The organism is Hyphomonas sp. ske169 (assembly GCF_056850855.1).
The window spans coordinates 3,156,142-3,181,271 of record NZ_CP096146.1; the positions used below are offsets into that span (position 1 = coordinate 3,156,142).

At 54.6% G+C, this 25,130-nt stretch carries 19 protein-coding genes; 13 read left to right on the forward strand and 6 right to left on the reverse strand.

Annotated elements, in window-relative coordinates; translation table 11 throughout:
- Position 1: 1 nt before the first annotated feature.
- On the reverse strand, positions 2-1,054 hold the full coding sequence (locus MY069_RS15450; RefSeq protein ID WP_482794681.1) for a glycoside hydrolase family 5 protein: 1,053 nt from the start codon (positions 1,052-1,054) through the stop codon (positions 2-4).
- A 375-nt stretch (positions 1,055-1,429) separates the two neighbouring features.
- Between MY069_RS15450 and MY069_RS15455 the strand changes: the two genes are divergently transcribed.
- The 6 genes from MY069_RS15455 to MY069_RS15480 all read left to right on the forward strand — a co-directional run bounded on the left by MY069_RS15455 (position 1,430) and on the right by MY069_RS15480 (position 13,458).
- A complete protein-coding gene (locus MY069_RS15455; protein ID WP_482794682.1) occupies positions 1,430-4,495 on the forward strand; it encodes a TonB-dependent receptor in 3,066 nt (1,021 codons plus the stop codon).
- A 150-nt stretch (positions 4,496-4,645) separates the two neighbouring features.
- Positions 4,646-6,013, forward strand: coding sequence for an MFS transporter (locus MY069_RS15460; RefSeq protein WP_482794683.1), 1,368 nt, complete (start codon positions 4,646-4,648; stop codon positions 6,011-6,013).
- Positions 6,013-7,047 carry a LacI family DNA-binding transcriptional regulator gene (locus MY069_RS15465; protein WP_482794684.1) on the forward strand — a complete coding sequence of 345 codons (1,035 nt, stop codon included), beginning with the start codon at positions 6,013-6,015 and terminating at the stop codon, positions 7,045-7,047. The genes MY069_RS15460 and MY069_RS15465 overlap by 1 nt, the downstream gene beginning before the upstream one ends.
- A 98-nt stretch (positions 7,048-7,145) precedes the next feature.
- Positions 7,146-8,678 carry a tryptophan halogenase family protein gene (locus tag MY069_RS15470; RefSeq protein WP_482794685.1) on the forward strand — a complete coding sequence of 511 codons (1,533 nt, stop codon included), beginning with the start codon at positions 7,146-7,148 and terminating at the stop codon, positions 8,676-8,678.
- Entirely contained in the window at positions 8,675-10,192 is a 1,518-nt protein-coding gene (locus MY069_RS15475; RefSeq protein WP_482794686.1) for a tryptophan halogenase family protein, read from the forward strand. The genes MY069_RS15470 and MY069_RS15475 overlap by 4 nt, the downstream gene beginning before the upstream one ends.
- Before the next feature lie 158 nt (positions 10,193-10,350).
- Complete coding sequence (locus MY069_RS15480; RefSeq protein WP_482794687.1) at positions 10,351-13,458, forward strand: glycoside hydrolase family 2 TIM barrel-domain containing protein; 3,108 nt, start codon at positions 10,351-10,353, stop codon at positions 13,456-13,458.
- Here the strand turns inward: MY069_RS15480 and MY069_RS15485 are convergent, their stop codons facing one another.
- The gene (locus tag MY069_RS15485; protein ID WP_482794688.1) at positions 13,459-14,898 is read right to left on the reverse strand and encodes a helix-turn-helix domain-containing protein; all 1,440 of its coding nucleotides are present in this window, start codon (positions 14,896-14,898) and stop codon (positions 13,459-13,461) included.
- A gap of 144 nt (positions 14,899-15,042) precedes the next feature.
- On the opposite strand from MY069_RS15485, the gene aceB reads away from it, so the two are divergent.
- Together aceB and MY069_RS15495 are read left to right on the forward strand one after the other, a co-directional pair.
- The gene (gene aceB / locus MY069_RS15490; RefSeq protein ID WP_482794689.1) at positions 15,043-16,701 is read left to right on the forward strand and encodes a malate synthase A; all 1,659 of its coding nucleotides are present in this window, start codon (positions 15,043-15,045) and stop codon (positions 16,699-16,701) included.
- Between the two features lie 41 nt (positions 16,702-16,742).
- Positions 16,743-18,368 carry an isocitrate lyase gene (locus tag MY069_RS15495; protein ID WP_482794690.1) on the forward strand — a complete coding sequence of 542 codons (1,626 nt, stop codon included), beginning with the start codon at positions 16,743-16,745 and terminating at the stop codon, positions 18,366-18,368.
- An 87-nt stretch (positions 18,369-18,455) separates the two neighbouring features.
- Here the strand turns inward: MY069_RS15495 and MY069_RS15500 are convergent, their stop codons facing one another.
- Positions 18,456-18,950, reverse strand: coding sequence for a hypothetical protein (locus MY069_RS15500; protein WP_482794691.1), 495 nt, complete (start codon positions 18,948-18,950; stop codon positions 18,456-18,458).
- 165 nt (positions 18,951-19,115) lie between these two features.
- On the opposite strand from MY069_RS15500, the gene MY069_RS15505 reads away from it, so the two are divergent.
- Positions 19,116-20,315, forward strand: a complete 1,200-nt coding sequence (locus MY069_RS15505) for an FAD-dependent monooxygenase (RefSeq protein ID WP_482794692.1) — start codon at positions 19,116-19,118, stop codon at positions 20,313-20,315.
- 1 nt (position 20,316) lies between these two features.
- Here MY069_RS15505 and MY069_RS15510 read toward each other — a convergent pair whose 3' ends face one another.
- On the reverse strand, positions 20,317-20,874 hold the full coding sequence (locus MY069_RS15510; protein ID WP_482794693.1) for a YqgE/AlgH family protein: 558 nt from the start codon (positions 20,872-20,874) through the stop codon (positions 20,317-20,319).
- A 118-nt stretch (positions 20,875-20,992) separates the two neighbouring features.
- On the opposite strand from MY069_RS15510, the gene MY069_RS15515 reads away from it, so the two are divergent.
- The 4 genes from MY069_RS15515 (at position 20,993) to MY069_RS15530 (ending at position 24,210) form a co-directional block, all read left to right on the forward strand.
- Positions 20,993-21,475 carry a redoxin family protein gene (locus MY069_RS15515; protein ID WP_482794694.1) on the forward strand — a complete coding sequence of 161 codons (483 nt, stop codon included), beginning with the start codon at positions 20,993-20,995 and terminating at the stop codon, positions 21,473-21,475.
- 531 nt (positions 21,476-22,006) lie between these two features.
- A complete protein-coding gene (locus MY069_RS15520; protein WP_482794695.1) occupies positions 22,007-22,966 on the forward strand; it encodes an SPFH domain-containing protein in 960 nt (319 codons plus the stop codon).
- 9 nt (positions 22,967-22,975) lie between these two features.
- Positions 22,976-23,449 carry an NfeD family protein gene (locus MY069_RS15525; protein ID WP_482794696.1) on the forward strand — a complete coding sequence of 158 codons (474 nt, stop codon included), beginning with the start codon at positions 22,976-22,978 and terminating at the stop codon, positions 23,447-23,449.
- Between the two features lie 212 nt (positions 23,450-23,661).
- Positions 23,662-24,210: an MlaC/ttg2D family ABC transporter substrate-binding protein gene (locus MY069_RS15530; RefSeq protein ID WP_482794697.1), complete on the forward strand. Its 549-nt coding sequence runs from the start codon at positions 23,662-23,664 to the stop codon at positions 24,208-24,210.
- A 57-nt stretch (positions 24,211-24,267) separates the two neighbouring features.
- Here MY069_RS15530 and MY069_RS15535 read toward each other — a convergent pair whose 3' ends face one another.
- Together MY069_RS15535 and MY069_RS15540 are read right to left on the reverse strand one after the other, a co-directional pair.
- Complete coding sequence (locus MY069_RS15535) at positions 24,268-24,813, reverse strand: retropepsin-like aspartic protease family protein (RefSeq protein ID WP_482794698.1); 546 nt, start codon at positions 24,811-24,813, stop codon at positions 24,268-24,270.
- The gene (locus MY069_RS15540; RefSeq protein WP_482794699.1) at positions 24,810-25,016 is read right to left on the reverse strand and encodes a DUF1289 domain-containing protein; all 207 of its coding nucleotides are present in this window, start codon (positions 25,014-25,016) and stop codon (positions 24,810-24,812) included. Before MY069_RS15540 ends, MY069_RS15535 begins: the two co-directional genes overlap by 4 nt.
- Positions 25,017-25,130 lie beyond the last annotated feature (114 nt).

Sequence of the window (25,130 nt, forward strand, 5' to 3'; positions counted from 1 at the left end):
ATCATTCTTCGGTGGCGGTTGAATTCCAGTTGCGGATCAGATCTCGCGCGAATTTTCCCGATGGGGTGAGGTGTTCATCTGTCCAACCGCCATTAGCCGGCGCGCCGGCGACAAACATGGCTGCGCCTTCATCGGCGTCGCTGACCGCCCAAATCATGTGAGAGATCGCGTTCTTTTTTAAGAATTCCATCCATTCGAGTGAGGAGCCGTAGTCGACATCTCCGTCCCCATCATAGGATACCGACCCCCATTCCGTGGCCATGAGGGGTAGGCCTTTGTCGATTGCATATTGCGCTTTTGCGCGTTCGGCCTGTTTGTGGCTGGCGGCATAAAAGTGCACGGAATAGACAATGTTCTCATAGCCCAGGATTGGGCTGTCGGCGCTTTTGTCGACATCTTGATCCCAGCTTTGGGAACCGACCACGATCAGATTATCGGGGTCGATCTTTCGGATCTCAGAAATGACGGCCTCAGAATAGGGCTTAATGACGGTTTCCCAATCAGTGGTGTTCAATGGTTCATTGTAGATTTCATAGATCAGGTTTGGCGTGTGGCCATAGCGCGTGGCGAGGTCTTTGAAGAATTCGATCGCTTCCTCCTGGTTTTCCTCAGCGCGATGCGAGTGCCAATCGACGACGACGTAAATCTCGTTCTCGATGGCTGCATCGACGATCGTGCGCGCACGGGCGGCATTCTCTTCAGAATGCGTGAGGTAGCTGCCTTCTCGTTCCGCGGCCATCGCTGCCCGCACAATGCCAGCATTCCAGTCTTCGGCAAAAAACTGCACTGCGTCTGCGTTATAGAACCGTTCCATGCCCCAGCCCGTCGTGCTCCAGAAAAAACTTGGCCCGGCAAGCGATACTGGACGCCCCTGACGATCAACAATCTTTGTCCCAGAAACCGAGAGTGCGCCGTGTCGTTCGATCGGAGAGTCGCTGCGTGCAGCTTCTGCCGGCAGCTGGGGTGTCTGGCTTTGTTGAGAGACGCAAGCCGGCGCTGTTAAAATCAGAAATGTCGAGATGAGGGTCGGCAGACGGACGGGGACATGGATCATAATACTGCTTTCTAATTTTGGCCGCGGGAGGGAAGGAGGATGTCAGAGTGACAACGTTATCATTTGGCGAGAAAATTAGCGCGAGATGTGCGAAAAAATCAATCCGATTTCACCTCGTAATGCCAAGTTTGGAAATTCAGTAGCGCCCAAATCATCCGCCAGAAATTTTGTTATACTCTGATTTAAAACGGAAAAATGAAACTTCGCTGTGACCGGATGTTGCGACTCGATCACACTTTTCGTCTCTTAGATTTTATCGGAATAAAGTGAATTGACAACGCTGGACAATTCTGAGATTTGATATTCCTGACAACGTAGTCAAAAACGCGTCGTCGGAGCCGAAATGACGCTTCGACACAAGGGAGGTAAAATTAGGTGACTAAGCTAGGAAAGAGTGCTCGACACCGTGCAGGTGCTGCTCAGAATTTTTTGCGGGGTGTATCCCTTTTTGCATTGTCGGCTGCGACGCTGACCGGCGTTTCGCTCGCGCAAGAGGAAGACACGAGTGAAGAAGACGAAGCCCGTCAGGACACTGTTGTCGTGCAGGGCATTCGCGGATCCCTCAAATCATCCCAAGACCTCAAACAAGACGCAGATGTGTTTGTCGATGCCATTACAGCGACGGACATTGGTGCGTTGCCGGATCGCTCAGTTTCAGAAGCGCTGCAACGGGTGCCTGGCGTGACCGTGGAACGGTTCGCAGGGCCGGACGATCCCGACCACTTTGCCGTTGAGGGAAGTGGCGTGATCGTGCGTGGTCTGCCTTATGTGCGTTCTGAGTTGAACGGACGTGATGTCTTTGCGGCAAACTCATCTGGCGTTCTCGGTTTTGAAGATGTTTCGCCAGAACTGCTTGGCTCTGTGCAGGTCTTTAAAAACCAATCCGCGGACATGATTGAAGGCGGCATTGCTGGTTCGGTCAATCTCGTCACGCGCAAGCCGTTTGATAGTTCTGACCGCCAACTCGCATTCTCTCTCGAAGGCACTTATTCTGACTTTATTGAAGAGACGACGCCGTCTTTCTCAGGCCTTTGGTCTGATCAGTGGGAGACAGAGGCGGGCCGGTTTGGTCTTCTCGCCAGCTATGCCTATTCCGAGCTGAAATCGCGCGCCGACACGCCGCAAACCGCGGACTTCCAAGAGCGCACGGATATTGTTGCCGGGCAAACCGTTTACGTTCCTGCTGGCGGTGGTATCCGAACCCAAGAGTTCGATCGTCAACGGGAAGCGATTGCGCTTGCTGGTCAGTGGGAAAGCCCGGACGGCACCATGTTGGCGACTGCGCAATTCTTGCACTCTGATGCCGATCTCGTTTGGGGCGAGCGCGTCCTAGAGTCTTCGATCGATGACGGTCCGGGCATCCAAGCGCTGGACGGAACTGAGTTTGAATTCGGAAGCGACGGCATTCTTTCTCGCGGTGTTGTCAGCGAAAACGCTGGGTGGCGCGGCAATGACAATACGCTGCCTTTGAACGGCGTGCGGCAGCTGAACCTCCACCGCGAGCGGGCTGAGAATGACAAAACGTCCGACCTCGGCCTAAACTTGAAGTGGACGCCAACGGACCAGTGGGCGTTCAATTTCGACGTCCAGCATGTCGATTCTGAAACCACGGTTCGTGACGTGACCGTGCATGGTGCATTCTATGCGAACCTCGGTTTCGACTTTGTCGATGAGGGTGTTTCTGTTGCCTATTTCGTCCCGCGAGGCGAAGCCGACAATTATTTCCAAGACCCGGCAGAGTATTATTGGCGCTCGATCATGGATCACGCACAGGATAGCGAAGCCGACTCGCTCGCGTTCCAGGCGGATGCAGAATACGATTTCGCCAGCGATGGGTTCTTGAAATCTGTCCGCTTTGGCGCCCGACACTCGGATCGCGATTCCAATCTTCGCTACTCGGACTTTAACTGGGGGAATGTCTCTGAGATTTGGACCGGTAGTGCGAACAATCTTCTGACCTTGGAAGAGGCAAACCAGCTGTCACCAGGACTGTTCCAACCGTTCGATTTTGAAGGTTACGGACGCGGAACCTCTCCGATTTCAGGCGTCCCAATCTATGATGGGCCATTGGCAGAAGACTATGAGGGCTTCGTTGCGACTGTGACGCCGATTTTGGCGGCGCAGGGATCGTTTGCGACACCGCTCGGCCAACGGACGGGCGTGGTTGATGGCGGTCTTTACCTGCCGGGTGAGATCGTAGACATCAATCAAGAGACTTTGGCGCTCTATGCGCGAACGGATTTTGAGTTTGTGGACTTCTTGGCGCCAGGTTTCGTGCTCGATGGCAATATCGGCCTACGTTATGTTGAAACGGATGTCGCAGTTGTCGGTGGCACAACCATCCAATCCATCACGGAAACGCTTGGTAATGCGAACCTGGTCGCAACTTGTGCGGCAGATCCTGGCGCAGGTGTATCGCTGCCAGACTATTGCGCGCTTTCGGACGCGGAGCTTCAAGATATCGAGACGTTCTTTGGGAGCAGTGGAACGAATGCCCAGGATAATTTGAGCAACTCCTATGAAGACTTTTTGCCAAGCCTTAATTTGAGGCTGGACATCGGCAATGGTCGCCAGTTCCGTCTCGGTGTCTCTAAGGCCATCGTTCGCCCGCAAGCGTTTGATTTGCGATCTGGTGGAACGATTGACGATATTGATTCAGAACCAGGCACCTTTGCTGGCTTTGAGGTCACAAGCGGCAACCCACTCTTGAAGCCGATTGAAGCCACGCAGCTGGACCTATCTTATGAGTGGTATTTCGCTGATACTGGATCTCTCACGGTCGCGTACTTCTACAAGGACCTGAAGGACTTTTGGATTGGGTCGGCCGGAAACCCAGGTGACGATGTGGTCGCTGGCGGAACGCAAGTTGAAACGTTCACGAATAATGGCGTGAGCCTGGACGTGAGCCGACGGACGATTATCAACTCCACCGAAAGCGCGTCTCTCAACGGTTTTGAAATCGCTTATCAGCAATTCTATGACATGCTGCCAGCGCCTTTTGACGGCCTCGGGGTTCAAGCCAACTATACTTATATCGATGCTCAGGGCTTGGGCGATTTGGACACGACCGGGCAGGGGCGTTTTGCGAACGAGCAGACCGCGTTCCCACGTGTCTCCGAACACCAGTACAACCTTGTGGGTCTCTATGAGAAAGGTCCGTATCAGGCACGTCTCGCTTGGAACTGGCGAGATGATTTCCTGCTGACCAAGCGGGATGTGATCTTCCCATTCGCTTCGATTTTCCAGGAAGCGACCGGGCAGCTTGATGCGTCATTCTTCTATGACATCAATGACAATTTCAAAATTGGTGTCCAAGGCGTCAACTTGTTGAACGATATCACCGAGACCACGCAGACCATCAATGACAATGGTCTTCGGGCGCCTCGTTCCTTCAACCAAAATGATCGCCGGTTCTCGCTCATCTTGAGGGGGAATTTCTAAAGAAAGGTATTTCTCCTGCAATGGATCGTTCTTCCGACACTAGAGCGATCATGTCTCGGGCCGAACAGGATCGCCTGTTCGGCCTCTTTTTTGCTTGGTTTTCATAGCGCAAAAGGATTAGGAATGATCCAATTGAAAGACATCGAGGCTATGAAAAAGTTATCCGCCCTTATGGGCTATGGCATTGGTGATTTCGGCCTCAATATCTATTGGAACGCACTCTCCGTCTGGCTGGTGTTTTGGTACACGACCGTGGTTGGCCTTGAACCGAGCGTGGCCGGAACGATCTTTTTCATCGGCATGATTTGGGACGCGGTTTCGGATCCATTGACGGCCGCGATTTCGGAGCGTGTGCGGACGCCGTTTGGAACCTATCGTCCATTCATTCTGTTCGGTGGATTGATCGCTGCGGTAAGTTTTCTATTCTTGTTTTGGGTGCCGCCATTCTCCGGCATGGCGCTTCTCGCATTTCTATTGATGACCAATCTCGTCTTCCGGACGGCCTATACGCTGGTTGCAATCCCGTACACGGCCCTGTCGTCACGGATCTCTTATGACAGCGTGGAGCGTACGGAGTTTACCGGCGTGCGGATGTTCTTTGCGTTCCTTGGCTTGTTGTTCATCTCAAGCGCGTTCCCCTTAATGATAAATCATTTCAGCGAGCAGTATGGCGGCGCTGAGACTGGTTTTTTAATGGCCGCAGCGATCGGGTCGGTGATAGCGACGATTGCCTTGCTCATCTGTTTCTTTGGGACGCGTGAGCAGCCGCTGCCCGCTCAAACGGTACGGGCGCGATTGTCCTGGTCGCAGGTCTTTAACCTGGTCAAAGACAATCATGTTTTACAGCTTTTGATGTCCGTGATTGTGCTCAAGTCTGGCGCAATGGCATGTATCAATATCTCGCTGCTTTTCCTCATCGTTTCCAATCAAGACACATTCGCCTCGAAAGAAGTGGTTCTGACATCATATGCGATAGCAACCATGGTTGCGATTCCCGTTTGGACCTTGCTCGCGCGCAAGATTGGGAAGAAGAAAACCTGGACCGCATCCGCCGTATTGGTTGGCCTTGCGGGCCTGCATTTGCTTCTGTTCGGTGCAACATTGGTGCACGGAGTTCCGGTGCAGATCCTGGTCTTCGGAATAAGCTCTGGCGCCTTGGCGTTCTTGCTTTGGGCATTCCTGCCAGACAGTGTCGAATATGGACAGCGCGCTTCAGGCCAGCGATCCGAGAGCGTCGTATTCGGGGCTGCGGCCATCGTCCAGAAACTCGCGGGCGGATTTATGGGCTTTGTGGTCGGGCATGCCTTAGAGCTTACCGGTTATGACAATGAGGCGAGTGTACAATCAGCAGAGGTGGGAGCGAATATTCTCGCCTTCCTCGCAATCTGCCCAGCACTCATGCTGTTTTTGAGTATTGTTCCAATTCTTTTGCTACCATTAGATCGAAATATTCATGCTGGCATCGTAAAGAAACTATCAGGACAGTCTGCAGAAGGTCAGACAGGGGAGCCCGTATAATGGCAAAAATGACGGATGTCGCAAAACATGCTGGCGTTTCGGTGAAAACCGTTTCGCGCGTGTTGAACAATGAGCCTCACGTGCAGCCCTCGTTGCGCCAGAAAGTTCGAACCGCGATCAATGAACTTGGATATGTGCCGAGTGCGTCGGCGCGGAGTTTGCGGTCAAACCGCACCTATCAAATCCATTTGCTGAGCCACTCGATCCTCAGTGAGTTCTTGTATTCCATTCAATTTGAGGCGCTTCAGGTCTGCCAGAATGCGGGCTATCAAATGGTGGTATCCTTGCTTGATCGAGAGATCGTTTCAGACCGCTCGGATTTGGACAAATGGTTCGAGCAACTCATGCGCGCTGGCAAACCCGATGGCTTCCTTCTGGTTCCGCCTTTGTCGAGCGATCCGGATATTGGAGAGATCCTCTCCGAGTCTGGGATCCCGATTGTCCGCATTGGGCCGAACCAAATCAAAGATGACAATGCCACCGTCACCATTGATGACCGCGCTGCAGGGCGCCAAGCGACGGAACACCTAATTGAATTCGGTCATCGCAAGATCGCATTTGTCCGCGGTAAGGAAGACCAAGATGCGTCATGGGAGCGGTTCAAAGGCTACCGCGATGCGCTGTACGCCGCCGGCATCGAGATGGATGAGGCGCTGGTTCTGCCGGGCGACTTTGGCTTTCAATCCGGATTTCAGGCGGGCCAGAAACTTCTATCATTGCCGGACGAGGTGCGCCCAACCGGTATTTTCTGTTCCAATGATGATATGGCGGCTGGTGTGCTCGTCGTCGCGCATGGATTGGGAATCCTCGTTCCGGATCATCTCTCAGTGATTGGCTTCGACGATTCCGAAATCGCTGAGAAGGCCTGGCCAACCCTGTCGACGATCCGTCAACCCATGGCGCAATATGGTAGTGTAGCGATGGAGATTTTGACCGCGATGGCGGGCAAAAAGAACCCGATCGATCAAAAGATCCACATCCAAGACTTTGAGCTGATTGTGCGAAACTCGACCGGGCCAATCAAGCCTGCATAGCTTTGGCGTTCAAGCGATTGACAACGTAAGGCAGCATTGGTGATCTACGACAGAGAAATGGCTGAGAAGGGCGGGTTATCTCGACCGCATATTACCGAATGACCAAAGCATCGAGAATACGAGACATAGTCATCGTCGGCGGCGGAACAGCCGGATGGATGACGGCGGCCGCCCTGTCGCGCTTTCTGCCGCGCGAGACGACCAAGATCACTTTGATCGAAAGCGAAGAGATTGGAACGATCGGCGTCGGTGAGGCAACGATTCCTCAGCTCGCGGATTTCAATAGAATGCTCGGCATCAATGAGGACGAGTTTGTTCGCGAGACCTCGGCAAGTTTCAAACTCGGCATTGAATTCGTCAATTGGGGGCGGCTCGGGGATCGGTACTTCCACCCATTTGGGGTGTACGGTTTCGATCTCGAAGGCACAGATTTCCATCATTACTGGCTGCGCCTTCAAGCGCTTGGTGATGGGCATGGCTTGGACGACTATTCGCTCAACGCGTCGGCGGCTTATTCCGGAAAGTTCATTCGGCCGGATGGCGATCCGCGCTCGCTGCTCAATCGCATCGGCTATGCGTTTCATTTCGACGCGAGCCTGTATGCTAAATACCTCCGACGCTATGCCGAAGCGAAAGGCGTAGCCCGGGTTGAAGGAAAAGCCGTTCAAGTCGATCAGCGCGCCGCGGATGGCTTTATCGAGGCGGTTCAATTGGAGTCTGGCCAGTGCATCGCCGGTGAACTTTTCATCGACTGCACAGGCTTCCGTGGCCTCTTGATCGAGCAGGCATTAGAAACAGGCTACGAGGATTGGAGCGATTTGCTGCCAATGGATCGGGCGGTGGCTCTTCCAAGCCGCAGCACTGAGCCGCCTAAGCCTTACACGATCGCAGCAGCCCGCGAAGCAGGTTGGACTTGGCGGATCCCATTGCAACACCGGGTGGGCAATGGCCATGTCTATTCGAGCCAGTTTACCGATGCCGATACAGCAACCCAGGTCTTGCTCGACAATATTGATGGCGAACCCTTGGCCGACCCGCGCCACCTGCGCTTTGTCACCGGTCGTCGTAAGAAATTCTGGAACGCGAATTGTGTCGCAATAGGCCTCTCTGCTGGCTTCCTCGAGCCACTAGAATCGACCTCGATCCATCTCATTCAATCGGGGATCGCAAAGCTTATTTCCTTATTCCCAGATGCCGGGTTCAGCCCTGTTGAAAGGGATGAGTATAATCGTCTGCTGTCGGTGAGCTATCAACACACACGCGATTTCATCCTGTTGCATTATATCGCTACAGAGCGAGATGACTCCGAGTTCTGGCGGTATGTCCAAAACCTGAAAGTGCCAGAGACGCTCGCGCGAAAAATGTCATTGCTGGAAAGCAGTGCGAGTTTTTTCCGATATGATGATGAACTCTTCTCGGTGGTGAGCTGGATTGCGGTGATGCACGGGCAAAGGCGGGGCCCGAAAGGCTACAATTCTGTCGCGGATCGATTGAGCGAGCAAAATCTAACCAAGAGCTTAGAGAACATGCGAGGCGTGATCGCCAAAGCCGCCGCCTCTATGCCGAGCCATCAGCAGTTCATCGATCGCTACTGCAAATCGAATTTGAGTTACGAAAAGAGCCCAGCGTGAGCAATCCAAACGCGATCAAAGAAATTGTCATTCTCGGCGGCGGCACTGCGGGTTGGATGACCGCTGCGGCTTTGGCTCATGTCCTGGATGCGAACCGGCTTTCGATCACGCTGATCGAGAGCGAACAAATTGGAACCGTTGGGGTCGGCGAGGCGACGATCCCGCCCATTATTTTGTTCAATGAAATGCTTGGCATTGATGAGAATGAGTTCATCGCCAAAACCAAAGCGACGTTCAAACTGGGCATTGAGTTCGTCAATTGGGGCGGACTTGGTGAAGCTTATATCCATCCCTTTGGCGACTTCGGGACCGAGATTGAAACGCTGCCGCTGCATCATCATTGGCTGCGGGCGAAGGCGCATGGGTATGAGCGGGATCTGTCCGAGTTTTCGCTCATGGTTCAGTCATGCAAGCGCAACAAGTTCATGCGGCCAGTTAAAAATAATCCGCGATCTGTGCTCGCTGGTATTCATTACGCGTATCAATTCGATGCCGGTCTCTATGCCGCATTCTTGAGAGAATATTCTGAAGCCCGCGGCGTGAAGCGTGTCGAAGGGCGGGTCGAACAGGTCAGCCGAGACATTGAAAGCGGGCATGTCACGAGCCTAACCTTGCAAGATGGCAGAGAGATTGGCGGCGAATTTTTGATCGATTGTTCGGGCTTTCGCGGCTTGCTGATCGAGCAAGAATTAGAAACCGGTTACGAAGATTGGACCCATTGGTTGCCGGTCGATCGCGCGATTGCGGTGCCGAGTGAGAAAAACGGTCCTATGATCCCTTACACGCGTGCCACGGCACACGGCGCGGGCTGGCAATGGCGGATCCCGCTTCAACACCGAACGGGCAATGGCCATGTCTATTGCAGCGAGTTTGTGAGTGATGATGAGGCGCATGACACACTCATCCAATCGCTTGATGGCGCTCCAATTGCCGACCCAAAATTACTCAGGTTCCAGACTGGGCATCGGCGTAAATTTTTTCACCACAATGTTCTGGCGCTGGGCCTGGCAGCGGGCTTTATGGAGCCGCTGGAGTCGACGTCTATCCACCTGGTTCAAATGGGGCTCGCACGCCTCTTGGCTTTGTTTCCTGACAAGCGATTTAACCCGGTTGATGTTGACGCGTACAATCAACGCACATTGTTTGAATATGAGCGGGTCCGCGATTTTCTAATCCTGCACTATGTTGCGACCAAGCGCGATGACACAGCGTTCTGGCAGCATTGTCAGAACATTGCTTTACCCGATACGCTCACGCAAAAAATCGAACAATTTCGGGTCGCTGGCCGGATTTTCAGAGAAAGCAATGAACTGTTCACTGAGTCGAGCTGGCTCGCCGTTATGAGCGGGCAGGGAATTGTTCCAAACGGATGGAACCCTGTTGCAGATCGCTTTGATGAAGCCACCATGATCAATCGATTGGACGATATGGCAGACCTGATCGCGCGCGCGGCTGATGCGATGCCAAACCACGCTGACTTTGTCGAAGACTGCATTCGAGGTGTTGAGTCTTAGTGGATCATAGGTCGCTTTGGATTGCCCTTATTCGCCAAACTCTGAGTTCAATTTAAAGCGCGCGGCATTCACTCGGTCTTGCTTTGCGGTATTGATTTCTCGAATTTTATAGTGGACCAGAACGATCGATTGAAATCTCGATTTCTGGGGAGCGTTTTGTGTCGTCATTACCTTTGCCGCTCTCACAGCTCTTTAGTCCCCGTCTGACATCGCTCGGGCGTCTCGACGCGCGGGGATCATTGCAAGCGTATCCGAATGAGCAAGCGCTTGAAAACGGCACCTCGCCTTGGCGAACCTCGCTTGATGGCGATTGGCGGTTTCAGCTGGTCGCGCAGCCCGATGCGGCGGCGCAGGATTGGATGACCGTCAACACCGCAGACGCGCCTTGGCGGGATATAAAAGTTCCTGGCGTATGGACCCGGCAAAACACTGGCGACCTGCCACATTATGCGAATTGGCAAATGCCTTTTGATTCCCAAAAGCCGCCTGCGGTGCCGGATGAAAATGCAACGGGTCTTTATCGCAAGACATTCTCGGTTTCGGATGACGGAGCGCAGCGTCAGACCGTTCTGCACGTTGGCGGCTTTGAAAGCCTGGCTTTGGTTTGGTGCAATGGAAGCTTCATTGGCATGGCGAAGGATTCGCGGTTGCCGAGTGAGTATGATCTGTCTGGTATGATCGGAGTGGGCGAAAACGAACTCGCGATTATGGATGTGCGCTGGTGTGATGCGACCTGGATCGAGGACCAAGACCATTGGAACCATGGCGGTCTACATCGGTCTGTTTGGATCGAATCCCGCGCAGCCACGCATATTAGCGATATCATCGTCGACACAGATTTTGATGCGGATCAAAAGACCGGCACCGCCTTTGTTCGTGTACCCGTGGCGGGCGACTCTGCAGGCTGGACCGTGCAAGCGAGGTTGGAAACATCTGCCGGCGCGATTGTATCAGAGCGGATCTCCACGCCCGTCGAACAGTTTGACACAACCAGGTCCACGGGCTCGCAATGGGCGCAGTCTTATGCGTTTAAAGGCTATGCGGCAGAGTTGGATTTTGAGCTGCGCGATGCTGATCCCTGGTCGGCCGAGCAGCCCAATCGCTACCGTATGGTGAGCGAGCTGGTGGATCCCAATGGCGACATCAGCGAAGTACACGAAACCTGGATCGGCTTCACGCGCATAGAGACAGGAGAGCGGCGCTTGCGCGTGAATGGCAAGCCGGTCGTGTTGATCGGTGTGAACCGGCACGACCACCACCCAGAGAATGGCAAGACCTGCAGTCGTGCGGACATTCGCGCTGAGCTTGTGACAATGAAGCAGAACAATATCAATGCGATCCGAACCGCTCATTACCCGAATGACCCGGTCTTGCTCGATCTCGCCGATGAGATGGGATTCTATGTGATCGATGAGGCAAATGTCGAATGCCACGCGCGTTGGTCAGAAGTCGCGCACCATCCTGACTTTCTGCCAGCCATTGTCGAACGAACGACCCGTATGATTGCGCGAGATCGCAATCATCCCTGTATCATTGGCTGGTCGCTCGGCAATGAAGCGGGGCATGGGCCGGCGCAAGATGCCGCCGCCGCCGCCGCCCGCCATCTCGACCCAAGCCGGTTCGTTCACTATGAGGGCGCGGTTTCGTTACGGTTGAGTTTCCCGTTCGGGCGGTCTCCCGAGACCACACAGCAGAGCCCCAGCGCAACAGAGCGGGCAGCCACAGATGTGGTTTGTCCCATGTATCCGCCGATTGACCATATCACCGATTGGGCGCAGTGGGCGGAGGAGACCGGCGAGGATGATCGCCCGCTCATCCTGTGCGAATTCTCCCACGCCATGGGCAATTCGAATGGTTCGCTCGCCACGTATGTCGATGCATTTTTTGAGCATCCAGCATTGGCAGGCGGCTTTGTTTGGGATTGGCGTGACCAAGGGCTCGCCGAGACCGATTCTGAGGGGCGTTTTTATTGGGCCTATGGTGGGCATTATGGCGATCAGCCGAATGATGCGAATTTTAACATCAACGGCCTGGTTGGCCCCGACGGCGTCCCACATCCAGCGCTGAGAGAATATAAGTGGGCGGCGCGCCCGGTGCGCACAGTTCAAACGGCGCCAGGTCGCTACCTGGTTGAGAACCGCCGCGTGTTTCAAGATACCAGCGATCTTAGCTTGATGTGGCAGCTGCAATGCAATGGGGAGACGATCGCTTCAGGCGAGATGTCGCCGATCATTCCGGCAGGTCAGACCGAGACCATCTCGATTGAGCTTCCGGAGACGCAAGACGCCACAAATGAATGGCACATCTTGCTGACGTGGCGTTTGCGGGACGCGACGGAGTGGTGTGAGGCTGGGCATGTCGTGGCGTGGGATCAGCACGCACTGTCGAATATCCCAATGGTTGCGCCGAGAATGAGAGCGGCCGCCGCACTCCGTCTGCAATCTAATGCGATTGGCGAAGTGACGGCTGTAAATCTGCCCAACGGGAAACAAGTCATCGGTTCTACCATCACGCCATGCCTCTGGCGGGCACCGACGGACAATGATGGCGGAAAGCCCGGTTCCCGGCCGCTGTTCCAGAATATTGCGGCGCAATGGGTCGAGTATGGATTGCACGAATTGAAGCCAGGCGCTCTGCAACCGATTACGCTGCCTGAGGATGAGTCGGTTCTTAGAGCCTATGCGCAAGACTGGGTGGGCGCGAATGGAGACCTGCTTCGCCATCAAAGAATTTGGCGCCGCATGGCTGGCCTCGACACAATCGAAGAACATTTCTTGGTGCCTGAAGCCTGGCAGGATCTGCCACGTGTCGGCATTCGTTTTGAGGTGCCGAAAGCGCTCCAAGCGCTCGAATGGTTCGGGCTCGGACCCGATGAGTCCTATCCGGATCGCAAAAGTGCCCAAACAGTTGGGGTTTGGCGCGGGAGCGTCGCGGATCAGTATCATCCTTATGTTCGGCCACAAGAATATGGCGCGCGGGAGCAATGCCGCTGGTTCCGGCTCACCGATGAGGCGGGCGAGGGGATTGAGATCGGATTGCCGGAGCCGCTCAGCTTCACGGTGCGACCATTCCATGATCACGAACTCAATGAGGCCGAAACCCTGGCTGAATTGCCGGCGCCCGGCACGACTGAAGTCCATATCGATGTCGGGATGCGCGGGCTCGGTACAGCCGCGTGTGGGCCGGATGCGTTAGCGCCGTATTTGCTTGGACCGGGCGCGTATCAGTTTACCTGGACCCTCAAAGCCATCACCGCGGGCGACTGATTATTTGGTTCGAACGGGTTCGAACTCATACAGCGATATCCCGCGCGCGTGCGCATCGAATTTGAGCTTTCGGTTCAGCGGCGCGTGCGCGCGTGAGGCGCAATTCTGGCGGTCGCACAAATAGCAATTCACCCCAATCGGCGTCGGCTTTTGTGAGGTTAGGTCGAGGCGGTCGCAATAGACCAGGCTGTCTGCATAGGCCTTGTCGCAGCCCAGGCCGATCGCAACGCGCGCGGGCGGCCGCCCATGATGGCCGCGCGACCGATTGATCGCTTTGGAGATGGAGACATAGGTCGTGTCATCCGGCATTTGGATGAGTTGGGTAAGTGTCTCACCAGGCTGTTCAAAGGTGCGGTGAATATTCCATCGCGGACAGGCGCCACCAAACTTGGAGAAATGGAACTTCCCCGCGCTGAACCGTTTTGAGACGTTTCCAGCTGCGTCGATCCGAAGGAAGAAGAACGGGATGCCTTTTGCTTCTGGTTTCTGGAGCGTCGTCAGGCGATGGGCCGTCTGTTCGAAACTCGTACCGAACCGATGGCTCAAAAGGTCGACATCATAGCGCGTATTTTCGCAGGCTTTGAGGAAGGCATCATACGGCATCAGCAGGGCGGCCGCGAAATAGTTGGCCAGCGAGACTCGCGCGAGGCCAATCGCGCTCTCTTCCTTAAAGTCTGCGCGGGCGACGATGTCGTCGATCAGATCGCGATACTCTAAAAGCCCTAGCTGAAAGGCGAGCTGGAATTGGCGTCCGGTTGGGTGGAGCAGTTCAGAGATGTCGATCCCGGACCGGTGGCGATCAAAATATGTGAAAGAGGATGGCATAGCCGAACTTGGCAGCACACGGATACGCAGCTTGTATTTGGTCTCTAGGCGCTCTTGAATGGCCGCTTCGATCTGCTTTCGATCAGCGGTGAGCGTTTTGTGGAACTCGGTGGCGGTTTCATCCAGTTCACGAAAATAATTATTCTGGTCGTGCAAGAATTGCCGGACGCGCTCAACCGGCCGGGCGCTTTCCTCGAGCAATTCCACTTTCTCGCGATCAGCGAGGGGATTGGCGTCAGAATAAGTGCTAAGGGCCAGTTCGCGGTAACGCTCATGCAATCGGAGGAAGGCTTTGATCGTTTCTGGACTTGCGCCGACAAGGTCTTCCAGCTCGCTTTTGGCGATTTGTGCGCCGCCAAAAACGGGATCCCGCAAGGCGCTTACCAGTTCATTGACCAAGCCCGCATCCATGTCTTGCGCGAGATCGGTGACATTCACATCGAACTCTTCTGCAAGCTTGAGCAAGACAGTTGCGCTGACCGGGCGCTGATTGCGTTCTATCAGATTGACGTATGTCGCAGAGACATCCAAGCGCCGCGCAAACTCAGCTTGGGTCAGGCCGAGCTGGGTTCGCAGGCGTTTCACACGCGGGCCAATGATCAGCTTCTTTTTCACAACCATTATCCATTACAACATTTACAAACATTACATACATAAATTTACATAACAAACAATGAAACCCAATAGATATGGGGGTGATATGGACTTGGCATAGGTTTTGTAAATAGAGAGGGGGAATTACAAAATCAGGAGTCCGCCATGTCTGGCACGCTTATTCAAGATGCGGTTCAAGCCGCGAAGCAAACCCCTCGCCATCGCCGTCCGGCCGAAGTGGTTGGGACTGTTCCGGCGGAATATGAGCGCGTGCTGACGCATAGAGCCTTGCTGTTTATCGCTGACCTTGAGCGCCGATTTGGCGGGCAGCGGAAGATCCTGCTTGAGAACCGCAAGCTTGCGCAAATGCGCTTTGATGATGGCGAAATGCCAAGTTTCCCGCTTGAGACAGAGCATATCCGTAAGTCTGTATGGGAAGTCGCACCGGTTCCGAAAGCGCTGCAGGACCGCCGGGTTGAGATTACCGGTCCAGTCGACCGTAAAATGATGATCAATGCGCTGAATTCCGGCGCGAAAATGTTCATGGCTGATTTTGAGGATGCGTCCTCGCCAACCTTCGCGAACATGGTCGAAGGCCAAGCGAATATGATTGACTATGCCGCTGGCGACCTTGCGTTCGATGACGAGGCGCGGGGTAAGTCTTATCGTTTGAACGACGAGACCGCGACCATGCTGGTGCGCCCACGCGGCTGGCATTTGGAAGAAGCGCACGTCAGAGTCGACGGGCAACCGATCTCAGCAAGTCTGTTCGATTTCGGCCTGCACTTGTTCCATAATGGCAAAAAGCTGATGGAGCAGGAAAAAGGTCCATTCTACTACTTACCGAAAATGGAGAATTACCAAGAGGCGCGCCTCTGGAATGATGTCTTCAACTTCGCGCAAGCCGCGCTTGGTATTCCGAACGGTACGATCAAAGCGACGGTTCTGATCGAGACGCTGCCAGCGGCCTTCCAAATGGACGAGATCCTTTACGTGATGCGCAATCACATTGTTGGCCTCAATTGCGGCCGCTGGGATTACATCTTCAGCTATATCAAAACGCTGCGCAATCACCCTGAATATGTCCTGCCGGATCGCGCGCAGGTCGGGATGGATCGCGCATTCTTGAAGGCCTATTCGCTGAAACTGATCCAAACCTGTCACCGTCGGCGCGCTCACGCGATGGGCGGAATGGCCGCGCAGATCCCTGTCAAAGGCGATGAAGCCGCGAATGCGGCAGCGTTCGACAAAGTTCGCGCCGATAAGAAGCGGGAAGCCCAGCAAGGCCATGATGGCACTTGGGTCGCGCACCCTGACCTGGTGCCAGTCGCGATGGAAGTGTTTGACGCCGAAATGCCGAAAGCCAATCAGGTTCTCAGCCAGCGCCAATTCCCGACGATCACGGAAGAGTCGCTGCTGACCCCGCATACAGGCGACGTCACCGAGGCCGGTATCCGCACCAACATTTCGGTGGGCATTGAATACACCGCCGCCTGGCTGCGCGGCAAAGGCGCTGTGCCAATCCATAATTTGATGGAAGATGCGGCGACCGCCGAAATCTCCCGCAGCCAGCTCTGGCAGTGGCTCACCCATGGCACGGAATACAAAAAAGAAGACGGATCTTCTGACGTGTTCACGGCCGCGGCCTTTGATGCGCTACTCAACGATGAGCTTGGCAAGATCAAAGCGGCGCTTGGCGACAATGCCTATGCCGATGGCCGCTATCCTGAAGCCACCGAAGTGTTCGTGCAAACCGCGACAGGCGACACGCTCGCCGACTTCCTGACTTTGCCCGCTTACGACGTCCTTCGCGACGCCAACTAATCCCCCAATCAGACATACCCAATTTAGACGAGGATAAACCCATGACCCAACGTCCAACTTACAACCAACTGATGGAAGAAACCCTGAAACGCTACCCGTCCGGCTCTACCCGCGCCGGGATCAGCGTCGAGGATGTTGTCCAGCTCAAGATCCAAAACACCTACAACACGCACCTCGATATCGCTAAAGCGATGTCTGGCGTGATGCGCGAAGACATGGCCGCTTATGAGGCGGACTCGTCCAAGTTCACCCAGTCGCTCGGTTGCTGGTCTGGCTTCCACGCCCACCAGAAAATCAAAGCGGTGAAGCGCATGCGCGGCACGGCCAAGGGCACCTACATCTACCTATCAGGTTGGATGGTTGCGGGCCTTCGCAACAGCTTCGGCCACTTGCCGGATCAGTCTATGCACGAAAAGACCGCTGTGACCGATCTGATCAAAGAGATCTACACATCACTCCGCCAAGCCGACGAAGTCGCGCTGAACGACTTGTTCCAAGAGCTGAATGCCGCGAAAGAGTCGGGTGCAGATCAGTCGACCCTCGACGAAATCATCTACCGCATCGACACGTTCGAAAGCCACGTTGTGCCGATCATTGCTGACATTGATGCCGGTTTCGGAAACGAGCACGCGACTTACTTGCTTGCCAAAGAATTGATCTTGGCTGGCGCCTGCTGCTTGCAGATTGAAAACCAAGTATCTGACGCGAAACAGTGTGGCCACCAGGACGGTAAAGTCACGGTTCCACGCGAAGACTTCATCACCAAGCTGCGCGCCTGCCGCATGGCATTTGAAGAGCTCGGTGTTGATGAAGGTGTTATCGTTGCGCGGACTGACAGCCTCGGCGCTGGTCTGACACAAAAGATCCCGGTCTCTATGGAGCCAGGCGATCACGCAGCCGAGTACATCAAATGGGTTGAGACGGAAGAGGTTACGGATGCCAACCCGCTGAAAGAGGGCGAAGTTGCTCTGATGCGCGATGGCAAAGTCACCCGTCCTGTGCGGATGCCGAACGGTCTTTACAAGTTTAAAGACAATACCGGCCGTGAGCGGGTTATCGAAGATTGCATCAGCTCTCTCCGTGATGGTGGTGCCGATCTGCTCTGGATCGAAACCGCGACGCCAAACGTCGACGAGATTGCCTCTATGGTGAACGCGATCCGCGAAGTCGTTCCAAATGCGAAGCTGACTTACAATAACTCACCAAGCTTCAACTGGACACTCAACTTGCGCAAGCAAGTTCGCGAGCAGTGGATTGGCGAAGGCAAGATTGCTGAAGGGGATTACCCAGATGGGGTTGGCCTGATGTCTGCGAAATATGACGAGACCGAACTTGGTCTCGAAGCCGACGCCCGTCTGCAAAGCTTCCAAACAGATATCTCAGCCCGGGCTGGCGTGTTCCATAACTTGATCACACTGCCGACCTTCCACCTCACTGCGAAGGGCATGGATGAGCTGTCGAATGGCTACTTTGGCGACGAGAAAATGCTTGCTTACGTCAAGAATGTTCAGCGTGAAGAGATCCGCCGCGGCGTGTCTGCGGTGAAGCACCAGCACGAAGTTGGCTCTGACCTTGGCGACACGTTCAAGGAAATGGTTGCCGGTGATCGCGCGCTGAAAGCGGGCGGTGAGCACAATACAATGAACCAGTTTGAAGCGGCCGAATAAGCCCTACGATCCCTCACTAAAAAGCGCGCTGGTCTCCGTTCGGCCAGCGCGCTTTCTTTTGCCCCCAAGGCAAAGCCCCCATTGGGCTTAATCGAGATCGTTCATGGCGTCCGCAACGCGCTGAAGGTCAGCGCTCGAGACATCATCCAGAACGCTTTGGCGGTAGACCCGGATGCCCGCTTTTTGTTCGCGCATGGTCTGTTCGAGTCGCGCATAGAAATCTGCGGACCGCGCATAATATGGATAGTATCGTGAATAGTTCCGCCGTGCGTCGCGATTGCCACGCAAGATTAGGCGCATCATTGCATCGGACGTTTCTCGTGCTTCTTCCGTATCTCGAGTTTCGAGAATGGTTTGAACTTTTCGTTCTGTCGCGAAGCGTTGAACCCTCTTATCGAAAGCAGTTTGACGATTCTCGCCTCCGGCGATTACCCGCGGCGACGTTCGCTCCTGGCTAGAATAAGTCTTTGACTTGCCGCCGCCATATACAGTCACATCACGGGCAAGAGCTGGCGCTGCAAGCAGGGCCGCGGTCCCTAGAATTGCCAGTAAACGCGGGGCATTTCGATAGTTTCGGCGCATGAATTCTACTCGCTTTATCAAAGCCGTTCTGGCTATGCTTACCGAGATTTTCGCAATTTATTTTGATTTTGCAACAAATTACTGTGGTTAATACGGTTATTCCCTATTTGCGCGAGTTGAGTAGGATGCTGATTTAGTCGACCATCGGGCAAAGGGCCGCGACATATGCCAAAGGTGATCATCGTTGGAGGCGGAATAGGCGGGCTAACGGCCGCACTCTCTTTCCATGCCTTTGGCTGGAAAGTTGAGCTCCTGGAACGGGCTTCCGAGCTGAGTGAAATTGGCGCGGGCATTCAGATCAGTCCAAACGGAATGAAAGTGTTCCGCGCGCTCGGGATTGAAGAGCAAATCGCTAAAGATGCGTTCCTGCCGGAAGCGCTTGAGATGCGCTTTGGCCGCTCTGGCAAACAGATATTTGAAATCGAAGCGCGCCAGGCAATCATTGAGCGCTGGGGCGCACCTTATCTGCACCTACATCGTGCTGACTTGATCGAAACCTTGAGGCAGCTGCTACAAAAACGGCAACGCAATGCGATCCGATTGGGGGCGGCCTGTACCGGATATGCGAACCAGGGGCAGCGCGTGCTCGCGCATCTCGAAACCGGTGAGGTGATCGAAGGCGATCTGCTCATCGGTGCGGACGGGTTACACTCGGCGGTCCGGACGCAAATGCATGGGCCAGACCGGCCGGACTTTACTGGCAATATCGCCTGGCGGGCGGTCGTTCCGATGGAGAAATTGGGGGAGCTCGCACCGCCCCCAACGGCTTGTGTATGGGTGGGCGCGCGCCGGCATGCGGTGACTTATCGATTGAGAGCCGGACGGCTCGCAAATTTTGTCGGCATTGTCGAAAGCGATATGTGGCGGTCGGAATCCTGGACAGAGCAGGGAACGCGAGACGAGGCGCTGGCGGACTTCAAAGGCTGGCACCCGATTGTTCGCAATTTGATCGAATCCGCGGACGCGCATTTTAAATGGGCGCTATTTGACCGGCAGCCGCTCTCCAAGTGGGTTGATGGTCGGGCCGTTTTGCTGGGCGATGCGTGCCACCCGACATTGCCGTTTCAGGCGCAGGGTGCGGTGATGGCGATTGAGGATGCCTATCTTCTGGCAAAGCTGGTTTCAGATATGGGCGCCGATCTCCCGGCCGCGCTTCAACTCTATTTTGAGAGCCGCCAGCCGCGCACAGCCAAGGTTCAGGCCGCCTCGCGCGCCAATGCGAAACTTTTCCACAAGCGGACGCGACTAGGGCGCGCGGCCACCTATGGCCCTATGTGGGTGGCCGGAAAGCTTGCGCCGGCTCTGATCCGGTCGCAACAGGACCCGTTCTATGCCTATGATGTACGCGAAGAGCCCCTGCGATAGATTAAGCGCTGCCGCCAGTCATATGCAGGTGCGCTGGGTCGATGCCGATCATGGCAAGGGTTTGTTCCCATTTTTTAGAATGGGCGTCGCCAAAGATGATGTCTTCGTGCGGATCTGAAACCAGCCAAGCATGTTCTGATAGCTCATGCTCGAGCTGACCGGGGCCCCAGCCCGCATAGCCAAGCGTCATCGCGGCTTGCAAAGGTGCTCCTTCCGTTGCCATGGCGCGCAAAACATCACGCGTCGCGGTCATCGAAAAAGCCTCATCCACTTCGACCGTGGCGCCATCGCTGAAATAATCCGTTGAATGCACAACAAAGCCGCGATCTGTGCCAACCGGACCGCCGTTTAGGACATATGTTTCGGGCAATTGAATATCTTGTTCGATCCCAAGCTGGGTGAACAGCTCAGGCAAGGTGAGATCATCTATCGGATTATTCAGGACCAATCCCATCGTATAGTCCTCGCTATGCGCGCAGACCAAAATAACCGAGCGATTGAAGCGCGGATCCCCGATGCCGGGCATAGCAACGAGCAGTTTTCCGGTCAGGTCTTGCAAGCAGAATCTCCTTTGGCAGGTCCGACGCTACTCCAACCCTAAATTTTGGCAAGCTTTTGTCATTGCGGGCAAGCTGTAGCGGATTATGTAGAGAGCGAAGCTTATAGGAGACCCTTCGATGACGATTTCAGTTGGTGATAAACTGCCAGAAGCCACATTCATGGAAATGACGGCCAATGGGCCCGAGCCCGTTTCAACAGCGGATGTTTTTGCGGGTAAAACCGTCGCGCTATTTGCCGTACCTGGCGCCTATACCCCGACTTGTTCCGCAAAGCACCTTCCCGGATTTGTTGAAAAGCAGGGCGATCTCGCTGCTAAAGGGATTGATGACATCGTCTGTACCTCTGTGAATGACGTCTTCGTCATGGGCGCGTGGGGCAAGGATAATGGTGTCGACGGCAAAGTTCGCATGCTGGCCGATGGCAATGGCAGTTTCGCTGCCGCGCTGGGCCTGGAAATGGATGGCAGCGGCTTCGGCATGGGCCAACGCTCGCAGCGCTACTCGATGATTGTCAAAGACGGCACTGTCGCAGAACTAAATGTTGAGCAGGGCGGCGGTTTTGAGGTTTCAAGCGCCGACTATCTGCTCGGACAGCTTTAATTCTGGTTTCGCCGCCCCTGATCCTGTCCGCTGAGCACTGCTTATGGGGATTGGTTTTAATGCCGTAACTCACTCTCCGCAGACCCCAGCGCAGGCTGGGGTCCAAGGGTGAGCCTCGCAACCGCAGACCGCGGGAATATTCGTCCATGGATACCTGCCACCCAATCCAGTTGGGCGCGGCGCTGCGCAGTATCTGCGGGAGATAAAGTCTAATTGTTTGAGCCCGAGGCTCCCGACATGACCTGGGATCTTCTGCCTCATGTCCGGACGTGTTGAATGAGATCCCGGATCAGGTCCGGGACGCTCGGACTATTGTGAGCTAAACCGCCTCACCTTTGCCGCTCAACGCTCTCTGGCGACGTCACCAAAAATTCCTGTCCCAATGCGAAACAGATCATCAGAGTTTCGTAACGGAATCGGGTGAGAACGGCGTGTTTCTATGGGAAATGCGCCGTTTTTCGATGAATTATTATTGAAAAACGGCAAAATCCTTCCCATCTAAATTGGAAGTTCAATTCAGGGAGGTCCATTATGGAAGCTAATTTAATTGTATTTGGCCTATTGGCTGTAGCGGCTTTGGTGCTGATCACTTCAGCGGTCAAAGTTGTGCCCCAAGGGTTTAATTTTACGGTCGAGAATTTCGGTCGATACACAAGAACGCTCGGCCCGGGCTTACACTTTATCATGCCATTCTATCAGCGCGTTGGGCGCAAGATGAATATGATGGAGACGGTGCTCGACATTCCAACTCAAGAAGTGATTACGCGCGACAACGCCCAAGTCTCTTGTGACGCGGTCGTGTTTATCCAAGTCGTAGATCCCGTATCAGCGGCCTATGAGGTAAACAATCTCGAAAACGCGATCACCAATCTCTCGCTGACAAATATCCGGACCGTGGTCGGTTCAATGGATCTCGATGAGGTCTTGTCAAACCGAGACGATATCAATGCGCGGCTGCTCTCTGTGGTCGATGCGGCAACCAATCCCTGGGGCGTGAAGGTCACCCGGATTGAGATTGCCGACTTGTCGCCTCCGGCTGACATTACCGAAGCCATGGCGCGTCAGATGAAGGCGGAACGCTTGAAGCGGGCCGAGATTTTGACCGCAGAGGGCGATAAACAGTCCGCCATTCTGAAAGCTGAAGGTCTGAAACAATCTCAGATCCTCGAAGCGGAAGGGCGACGTGAAGCCGCATTCCGAGACGCTGAAGCGCGTGAGCGCGAAGGCGAAGCGGAAGCCAAAGCCACGGCCTTCGTATCCGAAGCGATTGCCAAAGGCGACGTCAATGCGATCAATTACTTCCTCGGTCAGCAATATGTCACCGCGTTCGAAAAGCTGGCCTCGGCTGGCGGTAATAAGACGGTCATCATTCCGGCTGAGTTCAGTTCTATCATCGGAACGATTGAAGGCATTCGCGGTCTGACAGATTCAGCGAAAGACGCGAGCCAGCAGCGCCGCACCGCGGTTCCGCCGGCCGGTAATCGAGACTAGGAGCACATTATGGAAGGCTTAGAACTTGTATTATGGCCGCCAACCGCCTGGCATTGGTTGGCCCTGGCATTGATCCTGTTTTCGGTCGAGATGATGACCGGCACTTGGGACCTGCTTTGGGTCTCGATCGCCGCGGCATTCACCTCAGCTTTCGCAGCCTTTGCGCCAAGTGGGATCGCTGGATGGGAAGGGCAGCTTGTCTTTTTCGCCATCGCCACGGTCATTCTGTTCATCGCTGGACGGACATTGTTCCGGTCCATGCGGGAGAATGTTGAAGAGCACCCGACGCTCAATAAACGAATGGCAGGCACGCTCGGGCAGCGCGGTGTCGTCGCGGAGAACTTCTCTGGCGGGCTTGGTCGCGTCAAACTCGGGGACACAGTTTGGTCGGCGCAGAGCATGGATGGCGCCAACCTGGCCAGCGGCTCTGCCGTGATTGTCGAAGAGACCGATGGCACGGTTTTGAAAGTCCGAGCCGCCTAAACATTTTCTCCCTGAACAATAAGAAGGAGCCGCTCGTCTCAGCGCGGCTCCTTTTGCTTTTCGGGCCAGATTTCAACCTGTGGTCAAAATGCCACCATGCCGAGACCGCATACCCCCTATGCCTAATTTGGCCCTAATCCGTTCACAATTGCATTCCTATCTATCGTCACGAAGCGCTCGAAAGTGGCGCGAAAAATGCAAAGGAGCCTCCTATGTTGAGAACAATGTTCTTATCCCTCGCGTTGATGACGTCTCTCCCGTTCGCGTCAGCCGGTCATAATAAGATCGACAGCGCGGAGGCTCTTGTCAGCACGGCGGCCCAGGATATCTCGCAGTCCGAGAATACAAGGGTCGCCGATGCTGTACTTCAGCATATCGATACGCGAGCCATCGCGAATTTCACGCTGGGTCGGCACGGCCGGACTCTTCCAGCATCAGACAAAGCGCGCTTTGTGGCGGCATTTGAAGGCTTTTTGCGCCGGCAGATCGAAACCAATATCCACCAGTTTCGCGGCATCGAAGTCGAAGTGCTTGAAACATCTGCGCGCAATGATCGCGATGCGATCGTGACCACTGAACTTCATGGCGGTGGTGACCCCTTAAAAGTCCGCTGGCGTGTGATTGAGCGTAAGGGCACTTGGTCTGTCGTCGATCTTGAGGTCGCTGGCATCTGGTTGGCAATCGAGCAACGGGCGCAGGTTGCATCAATTCTGTCTCGCCCGGGCGCTGATATCGAAGACGTTATTGCGCAATTCGGCTAAACCCGATTAAAGAGAACGAACAAAATGAGCGCGAGGCGAGTGATCGCTTCGCGCTTTTTATTGTTTGATGATCATCCGATTGCCGCGAAATTCATAAGAGTAGAGCTCGCGCAGAAAACTCATCCCGAGCAAGGACTGATCGAGATCGGTGCGCAGGACCATCGCATCGACATTCCGGACATGGACCTGATTGATCTGGATGGAATCAATTCGCACGCTTGCGCCTTTGGTGATGCCGCCAGCGGTTCGAATTTCCCAGATATAGTCGAGTGATTCTGGTCGCAGCCCCATTTTCTGGGCGTCTTGATAAGTCAGCGCAACGACACTCGCGCCAGTATCGACCATGAATTCCACGCTGGCTTTTTTGTTGACCAGAGCGCGTGTCCAATAATGTCCATCGGCGCGAATGCTAATCGTGGTGGTTCGGCGCGCGGAGGTCGTGTCTTGCGGCGTATCGACGGCGAGGGCCGCGACATTTGGTGTCTCAGCAGCTGCTTGAGCCTGTTCAATCTGCGAATTGGTTTTCGGTTCCAAATAAAGCGAGATCATCGCTGCCATCGCACCGGCCAAAAGCAAAGTAGCGATGATATGAGAAAGTTTCATCGGCCGTCTTTCAGTTTTCCAAGCGCGCGGAGTCGATCGAGCCGCTCGGGCAGCATGCTGATCACTTCGTCGCGTCCCGCATCATCAAATTGCATCCAACCGCCAATCTCTTTCAAGGTGCGCCCACAGCCCAAGCAAAGGCTGGTTTCACCGTCGACGGCGCACACTTTGATGCAGGGGCTAACTATGTTTGGCCGGGTCATTCGAGATGCTTACTCCAGGATCATCAAGATATACTTGCGACAGTTTAATCAAATTTCCAATTCTAGAATTGACTTGCGCTTTAAATTCAAGGCGTTTTACAGGGCTCCTAGCCA

Bases quoted from the DNA above. Each gene is read 5' to 3' on its own strand.
- aceB (WP_482794689.1), top strand. From the start codon at position 15,043: ATGTCTGGCACGCTTATTCAAGATGCGGTTCAAGCCGCGAAGCAAACC.
- MY069_RS15465 (WP_482794684.1), top strand. From the start codon at position 6,013: ATGGCAAAAATGACGGATGTCGCAAAACATGCTGGCGTTTCGGTGAAA.
- MY069_RS15460 (WP_482794683.1), top strand. From the start codon at position 4,646: ATGAAAAAGTTATCCGCCCTTATGGGCTATGGCATTGGTGATTTCGGC.
- MY069_RS15450 (WP_482794681.1), bottom strand. From the start codon at position 1,054: ATGATCCATGTCCCCGTCCGTCTGCCGACCCTCATCTCGACATTTCTG.
- MY069_RS15540 (WP_482794699.1), bottom strand. From the start codon at position 25,016: ATGACCCGGCCAAACATAGTTAGCCCCTGCATCAAAGTGTGCGCCGTC.
- MY069_RS15470 (WP_482794685.1), top strand. From the start codon at position 7,146: ATGACCAAAGCATCGAGAATACGAGACATAGTCATCGTCGGCGGCGGA.
- MY069_RS15515 (WP_482794694.1), top strand. From the start codon at position 20,993: ATGACGATTTCAGTTGGTGATAAACTGCCAGAAGCCACATTCATGGAA.
- MY069_RS15535 (WP_482794698.1), bottom strand. From the start codon at position 24,813: ATGAAACTTTCTCATATCATCGCTACTTTGCTTTTGGCCGGTGCGATG.
- MY069_RS15530 (WP_482794697.1), top strand. From the start codon at position 23,662: ATGTTGAGAACAATGTTCTTATCCCTCGCGTTGATGACGTCTCTCCCG.
- MY069_RS15495 (WP_482794690.1), top strand. From the start codon at position 16,743: ATGACCCAACGTCCAACTTACAACCAACTGATGGAAGAAACCCTGAAA.
- MY069_RS15505 (WP_482794692.1), top strand. From the start codon at position 19,116: ATGCCAAAGGTGATCATCGTTGGAGGCGGAATAGGCGGGCTAACGGCC.
- MY069_RS15520 (WP_482794695.1), top strand. From the start codon at position 22,007: ATGGAAGCTAATTTAATTGTATTTGGCCTATTGGCTGTAGCGGCTTTG.
- MY069_RS15500 (WP_482794691.1), bottom strand. From the start codon at position 18,950: ATGCGCCGAAACTATCGAAATGCCCCGCGTTTACTGGCAATTCTAGGG.
- MY069_RS15525 (WP_482794696.1), top strand. From the start codon at position 22,976: ATGGAAGGCTTAGAACTTGTATTATGGCCGCCAACCGCCTGGCATTGG.